Source organism: Bradyrhizobium macuxiense (assembly GCF_001542415.1).
GTDB lineage: Bacteria > Pseudomonadota > Alphaproteobacteria > Rhizobiales > Xanthobacteraceae > Bradyrhizobium > Bradyrhizobium macuxiense.
This window is the reverse complement of record NZ_LNCU01000081.1, coordinates 101,050-110,412: the sequence shown is the minus strand read 5'-3', so window position 1 is coordinate 110,412 and position 9,363 is coordinate 101,050. Positions and strand designations below refer to the sequence as shown.

General features: G+C 65.6%; 9 protein-coding genes. 4 read left to right on the top strand and 5 right to left on the bottom strand.

Annotation, left to right across the window (positions count from 1 at the left end; translation table 11 throughout):
- From AS156_RS23715 to AS156_RS23700, 4 genes are all read right to left on the bottom strand, one after another.
- The coding region (locus AS156_RS23715; protein ID WP_245313028.1) for an MFS transporter at positions 1-1,184 on the bottom strand (1,184 nt) is incomplete at its 3' end.
- A 95-nt stretch (positions 1,185-1,279) separates the two neighbouring features.
- The gene (locus tag AS156_RS23710; protein WP_066509248.1) at positions 1,280-2,533 is read right to left on the bottom strand and encodes a flavin-dependent oxidoreductase; all 1,254 of its coding nucleotides are present in this window, start codon (positions 2,531-2,533) and stop codon (positions 1,280-1,282) included.
- 110 nt (positions 2,534-2,643) lie between these two features.
- Positions 2,644-4,191 (bottom strand): hypothetical protein, encoded by a 1,548-nt coding sequence (locus tag AS156_RS23705; RefSeq protein WP_066509246.1) that lies wholly within the window; start codon positions 4,189-4,191, stop codon positions 2,644-2,646.
- Positions 4,192-4,281: 90 nt separating this feature from the next.
- Positions 4,282-5,271, bottom strand: coding sequence for a hypothetical protein (locus tag AS156_RS23700; protein ID WP_066509474.1), 990 nt, complete (start codon positions 5,269-5,271; stop codon positions 4,282-4,284).
- A 210-nt stretch (positions 5,272-5,481) separates the two neighbouring features.
- Here AS156_RS23700 and AS156_RS23695 point away from each other — a divergent pair, with 210 nt between their 5' ends.
- From AS156_RS23695 to AS156_RS23680, 4 genes are all read left to right on the top strand, one after another.
- Positions 5,482-5,853 carry a Crp/Fnr family transcriptional regulator gene (locus AS156_RS23695; RefSeq protein WP_066509243.1) on the top strand — a complete coding sequence of 124 codons (372 nt, stop codon included), beginning with the start codon at positions 5,482-5,484 and terminating at the stop codon, positions 5,851-5,853.
- Positions 5,850-6,659, top strand: coding sequence for an MBL fold metallo-hydrolase (locus AS156_RS23690; RefSeq protein WP_066509242.1), 810 nt, complete (start codon positions 5,850-5,852; stop codon positions 6,657-6,659). Before AS156_RS23695 ends, AS156_RS23690 begins: the two co-directional genes overlap by 4 nt.
- Before the next feature lie 84 nt (positions 6,660-6,743).
- Positions 6,744-7,358 (top strand): glutathione S-transferase family protein, encoded by a 615-nt coding sequence (locus tag AS156_RS23685; protein WP_066509240.1) that lies wholly within the window; start codon positions 6,744-6,746, stop codon positions 7,356-7,358.
- Between the two features lie 106 nt (positions 7,359-7,464).
- Entirely contained in the window at positions 7,465-8,802 is a 1,338-nt protein-coding gene (locus AS156_RS23680) for an MFS transporter (RefSeq protein ID WP_066509237.1), read from the top strand.
- Here AS156_RS23680 and AS156_RS23675 read toward each other — a convergent pair.
- Positions 8,795-9,292, bottom strand: coding sequence for a TPM domain-containing protein (locus tag AS156_RS23675; protein WP_066509235.1), 498 nt, complete (start codon positions 9,290-9,292; stop codon positions 8,795-8,797). The two genes, AS156_RS23680 and AS156_RS23675, sit on opposite strands and share 8 nt — an antisense overlap.
- Positions 9,293-9,363 lie beyond the last annotated feature (71 nt).

The window sequence follows — 9,363 nt, the reverse complement described above, 5'->3', positions numbered from 1 at the left end:
GAGCCGATCCGGCCGATGCCAAGCGCCCAGCCCACGCCGGTGGCGCGCACCGACGTCGGGTAGAAGTTGGCCGCCAGCGCGTTGGCGGCGATCTGGCCGCCAACGATGCAAAACCCCGCGGCGAAGATCACGATCGCCACCAGCACCGCCGAATGACCGAGCTGGCCGATCGCGCCGACCGCGAACACGGCGACGAAATAGACCAAGGCCAGCGCGCGGAACGAGAAGCGATCGACCACGCTGCCGAGCGCAACCGTGCCAACCACCCCGCCGAGCTGCAGCGTCGAGCCGATCAGCACGGCCGCCGACACCGACGCGCCGAGATCGTTGAGCACGATCGGCAGCCAGTTCGCCAGGAAATAGAGATCGAGCAGGCTCATGAAGAACACGACCCACAGCAGCAGCGTCGGCAGTGTCCGTCCATCGCTGAAGAGATGCAGAACCGGCAGGCCTTCGAGCCGCGGTTCGTGAACCACGAACCGGACGCCTGCCACCGCCGGAGCGGCCTGCGGATTGATGCGGCGGAGCAGCGCGGCGACACGCCCATCGGCGTGCTCGCTCAACGCAAGGAAACGCACGGATTCGGGCAGCCGCCACGCGAGGATCGGCGCCAGCAGCAATGGCGCAACGCCGCCGACGAGGAACACCGAACGCCAGCCGTAGTGCGGAATCATCGCCGCCGCGAGCAAGCCGCCCAGCGCTGCTCCGACCGAGAAGCCGCAGAACATGATCATCACCATGGTGGCGCGGCGGCGATGCGGGCTGAATTCGGAGATCATGGCCACGGCGTTGGGCATCGCGCCGCCGAGCCCGAGCCCGGTGAGCAGGCGGATGACCAGCAGCGTCGTGACGTCGTCGGCGAAGGCAGTCGCGACCGTGCCGACGCCGAAGGCCAGCGTCGAGAAGATGATGATGGTCTTGCGGCCGACGCGATCGGCCAGCGGGCCAAAGATCAACGCACCGATCATCAGGCCGAACAGCCCGGCGCTGAAGACCGGCCCGAGCGCGGCGCGCGACAGGCTCCATTCCCGGGCGAGCGCAGGCGCGACATAGCCGATCGCCTGGGTGTCGAAGCCGTCCAGGAACAGCACCGCAGCGCAAGTCAGCAGCAGCTTGATCTGGAAACCGCCGACCGGTTGCCGGTCGATATATCCGGCAACGTCGATCTCATCCGTCTCCGCCATGCCCGTCCCTCCCCAGCGACATTTCGCCGGCGGCTTTCGTCGGCCGCTATCCCGCACGCCCGGTATGGATCGAGCCTGCGGGGCAGGCTCATGGCCTAAGCGCGCAGCGCGTCCTTCGAGTAGCCCGCGATACGCTTGTAGCTGTCGGACAGCCCGACCAGCTCCTCGCGACTGATCACATCCTCAATGGCGCCGAACGGCTTGTCGTTGGTTCGCACAAACACTTCGCGCAGGATAGCATCCGGCGGGTTGGTGCGGTTGGTCAGCACGATGCGCGTGGTCGCCTCCAGCCGCTGTTGCTCGTAGGCCGCCAGCGCCGCAACCGGATCGTCATGCGCAAGTAGCGCCGTCGCCAGCGCGCGCGCGTCGAGGATCGCCTGCCCCGCACCGTTCGAGCCGCGCGGCACCATCGGATGCGCGGCATCGCCGAGCAGGGTGACGCGGCCAAAGCTCCAGCGCGGCAGCGGGTCCTGATCGACCATCGGGAATTCAAGCACGCTGTCGGCGGCGCGGAGAAAGGCGGGCACGTCGAGCCAGTCGAAATGCCAGTCGGCGAAGGCCCGGATGAAATCGTCAAGCGAGCCCGCCCGGTTCCAGTCGCGCTTGCGATAGTTCGGGGTCTCGATCTCGGCAACCCAGTTGACGAGCTGTAATCCGTCGGCGCCAGCGGGGCGGATCGGATAGATCACCATCTTGCCGTGCGAGAGCCAGCCGGCGCGCACCATGCTGGCGCCCGACAACATCGGCTTCCAGCGCGTCACGCCCCGCCACATGTTGACACCGGAATAGCGTGGCTCGCCCTCGCTTGGGAAGAACTGCTTACGGATCGCCGAGTTGATGCCGTCGCAGGCGATCGCGACCCGGCCGCGCACGGTGACGCGGTCGGTGCCGCCGGAGCCTCCGGCGAATGTCGCGGTGATGCCGCTGTCATCCTGCGCCACGGCAACACAGTGCCGGTCGGTGACGACGCGGCTGGCGCCGGCACGGGCGCGGAAGGCGTCCAGCAACACCCGCTGCAGGTCGCCGCGATGGATCGAGAATTGCGGATGCTCGTAGCCGGCGCTGCGGCCGAGCGGCTCCTGGTAGATCAGCTGACCGAAACGGTTGAAGAAAGTCGCGTCCGTGGTGGTAACAGCGACGTCCGCGAGCGCTTTCTCGAGTCCGAGGGCGGCGAGTTCCCTGGTTGCATGGGGCAACAGGTTGATGCCGACACCGACTTGCCGGATCTCGGCCGTGGTCTCGAAGATGCGGCAAGGGATGTGGGCTTGATGCAATGCGAGGCCGAGCGTCAGTCCGCCGATGCCGGCGCCGACGATGATGACCTCGTCCCTGTTTCCATCCCCTGACATTGTTGGAGCGAATGAAACACGATTAATCAGTCTACTGTCAATCTCAGCCCCTCACCGCGCCCTCTGCCCGCAAGCGAGGGGCGAGGGAGACGAGAGACTTCCGCGCAGGTCTACCGTCCCTTCACGAAGCACATGCCGATGCGCGAGGTCTGGCCCGCGACCTGACAGGCGAGCCCCTCGGCGCAGGTCCAGCTGCGAAAGCTGCGATCGACCTCGGACGTCTTTGCGGGCGGCAGGTAGCAATGCGCGCCCCAGCCGTCGCTGTATTCGGTGCCGGCGAGCTCGGCGCTGCCGCGCAATTGCGGGCGACTGGAGAAGCCGCGCGAGAAGTCCGGCGCCTTGCCGTCGCGGAAGCTCGCAAGGATATCGCGGCGGCGGACCTGATCGCCGAAGAAATGCGGCGAGGCCGGCACCACGGTGGAGTTCGACGGCTTCGCCGCCATCCAGTCGACGCCGGGGAAGTGGAAGCCGCCGATGCCGCGGGTCTGGTGGCAGCCCGCGCAGGTGACGTCGTTGAGGCGCCGTTCGAAGCCGCCGAGCGACTGAATGTTCTGCAACCGCGTTCCGTCGGCCGCGGCCTTCTTCAGGGCGCCGACAACGTCGCCCTCCGTGAACACCGCCTTGCCGGCTGCGCCCTCACCTTGCACCAGCCCGAATTCCGGCTGCAGATCGCTGACGTCGAAGCCGACCGGGGTTGGCGCGATCGCGCCAGTCGCGAGGAAGCGCTCGGGGATCAGCAGCGTGCCGCGATCGAGCTCGGCGAAATGCCCGGGATCGAGCAGCCACGCCTTGAAGTCGCGCTTCACCCCCTCGTCGGCAAGGATGCGGTCGCGATCGATCTGGTTCTCCAGCGGCGCTTCCACGAAGCGCTTCGCCTCGCCGTCATAGTCGAACACCTTCAACAGATAGTCGGTGCGGAAATCGCGCACCGCCGATTTCGGCGCATGCGCGATCTGCAGATTGGTCTCGATGCGATCGATATTCTTGAAACCGATCAGGTCGAGCGGGCCATCCTTGCCGAACAACGTGTCCATCGTCGGCGGCGCGCCTTCGGTCGCGAGCCAGCGCCGTGCGATCTCGCGACAGGTGATCGAGGCGTCGTTGCCGTCACCCTTCGCGTTCAGCACGAGGTTCAGCGTCATCGGCAGGCGTTGCGAGACGGCATTCTCGCCGATCAGCGGCACGTCGGTGCGGGTCAGGCGATAGATCAGCCGGATTTCGCCGCAGCTCGCCGGCGCCACATAGGCGCGGTCCATCCGGTTGACGATGCCTGACAGAACGAAGCGAACGTCGGGGGATTCGAACAGGCCGCGATCGAACAGCTGGAAGGCGAAGCCATCGCCGACGCCGATGCTCTCGTTCGGGAGGCTGGCCTTGTGGTTCGTCACATAGCGGTCGAACTCGCGCACCAGCGCTTCACGCACCGGCACCATCGAAGACAAACCAAACAGGTCACGGTTTGATAGCGCCGCGTCGGCCGAACGCTCCGGCACCAGCATACGGCCAAGGCTGAAGCGGCCATGATCGAGTTCGCGCAGGATGGCAGGATTGGTGATCGCCAGGCCGCGCTCGAGTGGACGATCCTCGCCCGCGCGCGCCCCGCCAGCACCGCAAAGCAGGACGAACACGATCAGCAGGCATCGCAGCGCTCGGCTCATGCCCCACTAACACCGCGTGGCAAAACCTATTCAAGAAAAAAGGCGCTTCACATCGTGGTGAAGCGCCTTGGTTTTGTCCGATATCGGCGATCAGCGCGCGACGATCAGGCCCTTGCTGGTGACGACTACCCAGCGCCCATCCTGTCGGCGGATGGCGTCGACGCGTCCGAGACCCGGAACGGGATCGCCGGCATAGACCTCATAGACGCCTCCACGACCCTCGATCAGCGCGCCGCCATTGCCGACATCGCGCAACGCCCAGCCGTCGACGATCGGCAGGCGGCCAACCTCGGGCTTGGGCGAAGCGGCGGCCGCGGTGGCCGGCGGCGTGACCGTGCCCGTGACTTCCCTGGCAGCGGCAGGCGTCGCCGCGGCGGCGGTGGCCTGCGGCGTCGTGCGGAGCTTGTCGACGGCCTCGCTGAGCTTGGCGAGCTTGGCCATCGGCTCGGCTTGCGCCTTCTCGACCTTCTCGAGGCGGTCATTGGTCTTGTTGAGCTGCACCGAGCCGTTCCGGGCGGTCTGGTCGATGCTGGACTTCAGGGCGGCGATTTCGCCGTCGATCCGGGCGATCGAGGCATCAAGCGCATCCTTCGTCGGCGTTTCCTTCGCGGCCATGACGACGTCCTTGCGGGCGAAATGACCGAGAGCCGTCGTCGCGAAGGCGCCACCGATGGCACCTGCCACGGCGGCAAGGGCAATCACCGCGGCCATCGCCGCGACCCGGCGCGTGCCGGCCGGCTTGGCGGCCTGTTCGGAGGCCGGCTTCGAGGCCGATGCCTGGTGATCCCAAGTCCGGTCATTCCAGGTCCGGTCTTCCCAGGTCCGCTCGCCGGGCGCCATGATCATCAGCTTGCCCGGGAAATGCGGCTCTTCCCGCTCCTCGGTCCGGGGCGCGTCCATCTTTGGCGGCTCGACCCTGACAGGCTCAACGTTGGGCGCCTCGGTCCTGGGGGCCTCGATCCTGGGGGCCTCGATCTTGGGGGCATCCGCCTTCGGCGACGTCTCTTCCTGCTCGGGCGAGAGCCGGACAGCCTCGACATCGGCCGCGGCCAGCACCGGCTCGCTCTGCTGCACACTCACGTTCAAAGTCTCCAGACTAGGTTGACAATTTGGTAACTTTTATTGCTTGCGAAATCGTTACCCGGCGCCGCCTTACCTAAATTTTAGGAACTTTTCCGGGCCGGATTTAGGCGATGCCGCGCTGCGGCAATCTGCGCCAGTTCGGTTTGCGCGCGGCGCTTTCCCGATTAACATACCGCCACCTTCCAGCCAGAAGGCAGGGGCGGTGTCATGACGATCGAAAAATGCATCAATGAATTTGGTGTCGATGACGTCATTTTTGAGGAGGGTTCGACCGGCCGCGAGCTCTTTGTCGTGCTCGGTGGCAAGGTCGACATCGTCAAGATCGATGGCGGCCACAAGACGGTCATCGTTACGCTCGGCAGAGGCGAGTTCTTCGGCGAGATGGCCGTGATCGACGGCTCGGCACGCTCCGCCACCGCAATCGCGGCCGCGCCCGACACAAGAGTGATGCGGATCAATCACGCCCGCTTCGTCTATCTCGTCAGCCAGCAGCCGGCGTTTGCGTTGATGGTGATGGATGCGCTGTCGAAGCGCCTGCGCGCGTCCAACGTCGTCACCTATCGGACGGCCAACCCATGAGCGAGCGCCGGCCCAGCCCATTCAAGACGCTGTTCGAGGCTGACGTGGCGACGCTGATCCAGGCCGCCGACGACGTCTACCAGATCCGTTTCAAGAACCGCGCGGCGAACGCCTATCTCGTGCGCGGCAGCAAGCGGACGATCATGATCGACGTCGGACTGTCGAGCAATTATCCGTCGCTCCTCGCTTGCCTTGCTCACCTCGGGGTGACGCCCGAGATGATCGACATGGTGGTGCTGAGCCATGAGCATCTCGATCACATCGGCGCGGCCTATCATTTTCACGGCCGCGCCTATATCGCCGCGCACCGGCTCGCCGCCAACAAGATCATGCTGCGCGACGACTTCTCGATGCTGCGCAAGATGTTCAACGAGCCGAACGTGCCGATCGATATCGATCTCTGGCTCGAGGAAGGCAATCTGATCGACCTCGGCAATTTCCGCCTCAACGTGATGTACACGCCGGGCCACACATCGGCCTGCGTGTCGCTGTTCGATCAGGACAAGGGCCTGCTGTTTGCAGCCGACACGTTGATGCCGGGCGGCGTGATGGGCGGCGTGTTCGGCTCGGGTTCGATCGCCGATTACATCCAGTCGCTGGAGCGGCTGAAGGGTCTCAATTCGAAGATCCTGCTGTCGGGTCACGGCCGCCTCTCCGACACTCCGCAGGATGACGTACGGATCGCGCTGCAGCGCTCGCACGGTCTGCTCGAGGACACCGCGCAATTGTTCGACGCACTCGATGCGCGCGCGAATTTCGAGCCGATCATGCAGTCGGTGCGCGACCTCAACAAGCTCGACGATTGACTGAGCTGCTCCACATTTGACAAACCCGCTCGCGCCCTGTTCAACAGGGGTAAGAAGAATACCAAAGACAGGGAGCGAGAATCCATGAAGCTTTACGACTCGATCGGGCCGAATCCGCGCATCGTGCGGATGTTCATGGCGGAGAAGCGCATCGAGATCCCCAAGCAGACCGTCGATCTGCGCGGCGGCGAGAACCGGCAAGAGGCGCATCTGAAGCGCAATCCGCACGGCCAGATGCCGACGCTGGAGCTCGACGACGGCAGCTACCTGTCCGAGGTCACCGCGATCTGCGAATATCTCGAGGAGAAGCAGCCCTCGCCTGCGATGATCGGTGCGACGCCGGAAGAGCGCGCCGAGTGCCGGATGTGGACGCGCCGGCTCGATCTCAACATCGCCGAGCCGCTCGCCAATGGCTACCGGTTCGGCGAGGCGCTGAAGTTCTTCCAGAACCGTATTCCGGTTGCGCCCGAGGCTTCCCCGGGGCTGAAGATGATCGCCGCCAACCGCATCAAATGGCTGAACGACCAGATGGCCGACGGCCGCACGTACATCTGCGGCAAGCGTTTCACGCTCGCCGACATTCTGCTCTTTTGCTGGATCGAATTCGGCAACCAGGTCGGCCAGCCGCTGGACCAGGCGAACGGCAACGTCGTGGCCTGGCTCGGTCGCATCGGCGAGCGGCCGTCGGTGAAGGCGTAGAGATCCGACCGCGGGATCTCACCACGTAGGGCAATAAATGTAAGACACCAATCCAAAACCATAAGCGCGGCGGAGCCAACCGTCGCCGACAGGAAGGGACAAACGGATGCAAGCAGAAGCCATGGCGCAGATGCGCCGCCGCGTCGTGATCTCCTCGACGATCGGCAATGCGCTGGAGTGGTTCGATTTCACCGTCTTCGGCTTGTTTGCCGGCATCCTGAGCAAGCTGTTCTTTCCCGCCGACAATCCGAACTCGTCGCTGCTGCTGACCTTCGCGACCTTCGGCATCGCCTTTGCGGCACGCCCGTTGGGCGGCCTGGTGTTCGGGCTTTACGCCGACAAGCACGGCCGAAAGAAAGCGCTGGTCGTGATGATCTCGCTGATGGCGCTCGGCACAGGTCTGCTCGGCGTGCTGCCCACGTTCGGCGCGATCGGGATCGCGGCGCCGCTGCTGTTGCTGCTGGCGCGGCTGATCCAGGGATTCTCCGCCGGCGGCGAGTTCGGCAGCGCCAGCGCCATGCTGATCGAATTCGCGCCACCCGGCCGGCGCGGCTATTACGGCTCGTTCCAGATGGTGTCGCAGTCGCTGGCCTTCGGCATCGGCGCCGCGATGGCGATCGGGCTCAATCTCGGCCTGTCGCCGGGCGCGTTTGCGAGCTGGGGATGGCGCGTGCCCTTCATCCTCGGCATCCTGATCGGACCGACCGGATGGTACCTGCGCCAGCGTTGCGACGAATCGCCCGAATTCCAGGCCTATCTGGCCGAGAGGGCCGCGACCGCGCAGCCGAAGCGGCAAACCACGCTCGGCCAGTTGTTCTCGGAGCACCCGCGTGAACTGATCGCGTCCTTCTGCCTGATCGCGGCTGGCACGGCGATCAACTATGTCAACGCGATCTTTTTGCCGACCTATGCGGTTGCCGAGCTGAAATTGCCGTTGCTGAATGCGCAGATGGGGCTGCTCTGCGTAAGCCTCGCCAATGCAGTGATTGCGGTGGCGGCAGGCGTCCTCTCCGACCGGATCGGTCGCCGCGCGGTGCTCGTTCCGGCGCTGATCGTCTACTCCTTGCTGTTCTATGTCTTGCTGCAGCGCCTCGCCGCCGAGCCGACCACGGCGAAGCTCTGGCTGTTGCAGATCGCCGCTGTGTTGCTCGGCGTGCTCGCCGGGCCGATGCCGGCCTTCATGACCGAAATCTTCCCCGTCGGTGTGCGCTCGACTGGCGCATCGCTGATGTACAATCTGGCGGTGATGCTGTTCGGCGGGCTTGCCCCCTTCATCAACACCTGGCTGGTGGAAGCGACCGGCGACAAGGCGGCCCCCGTCTATTACATCTTCTTCGCCGCCGCGGTGGGCCTCGCCGGCCTGTCCCTCTACCGGCCGCGAACCGCAGCTGAGCCGGCGCTATCGCCGCTTCCGCTCGGTGGCGAGGCGCGCACCGCTAAATGACCACCGGGCTGTCCGGCAGTTCGTTCGGCCCTCCGGCCACAGGCGGGAAGTGCTTCGCGAGCTCCCGCGACACGGCCTCGACGCCCTTGATCACGCCCTGCTCGAACCGGCGGGCCGTGAAATCGGCCTCCATCGCGCGGCAGATCGCCTGCCAGCCCGCGCGACCGACCTTCGCGTCGATGCCGCGGTCGGCGACGATCTCGACGTCACGATCGGCGAGCAGGAGATAGATCAGGACACCGTTGTTATGCACGGTGTCCCAGATCCGCAAATGCGAGAACACGTCGAGCGCCCGCTCCCGCGCCGGCTGGTCGCGGAACAGGGGCGCGCCGTCGAGCGCGCCCTCGACCACGAAACGGATCTGGCCGGCATGAGTGGCTTCGCCGGCCTTGATCGCACGCTCGATGGCGCCGAGCACGCGCGGCGGAAAATCGCGCCGCACTCGCCAGCGGTGCTCGAGCAGATGCTTGCCGATGCGCTTGATGCCCATACGCGTGATGCCTCTTGCTACCAGCTCCCCGACGCGCCACCGCCGCCGAAGCTGCCGCCTCCGCCGCTGAA

Excerpts from the sequence above, each read along its gene's own strand:
- AS156_RS23695 (WP_066509243.1), top strand. The coding sequence starts at position 5,482 with ATGACGATCGAAAAATGCATCAATGAATTTGGTGTCGATGACGTCATT.
- AS156_RS23685 (WP_066509240.1), top strand. The coding sequence starts at position 6,744 with ATGAAGCTTTACGACTCGATCGGGCCGAATCCGCGCATCGTGCGGATG.
- AS156_RS23675 (WP_066509235.1), bottom strand. The coding sequence starts at position 9,292 with ATGGGCATCAAGCGCATCGGCAAGCATCTGCTCGAGCACCGCTGGCGA.
- AS156_RS23690 (WP_066509242.1), top strand. The coding sequence starts at position 5,850 with ATGAGCGAGCGCCGGCCCAGCCCATTCAAGACGCTGTTCGAGGCTGAC.
- AS156_RS23705 (WP_066509246.1), bottom strand. The coding sequence starts at position 4,191 with ATGAGCCGAGCGCTGCGATGCCTGCTGATCGTGTTCGTCCTGCTTTGC.
- AS156_RS23680 (WP_066509237.1), top strand. The coding sequence starts at position 7,465 with ATGCAAGCAGAAGCCATGGCGCAGATGCGCCGCCGCGTCGTGATCTCC.
- AS156_RS23710 (WP_066509248.1), bottom strand. The coding sequence starts at position 2,533 with ATGTCAGGGGATGGAAACAGGGACGAGGTCATCATCGTCGGCGCCGGC.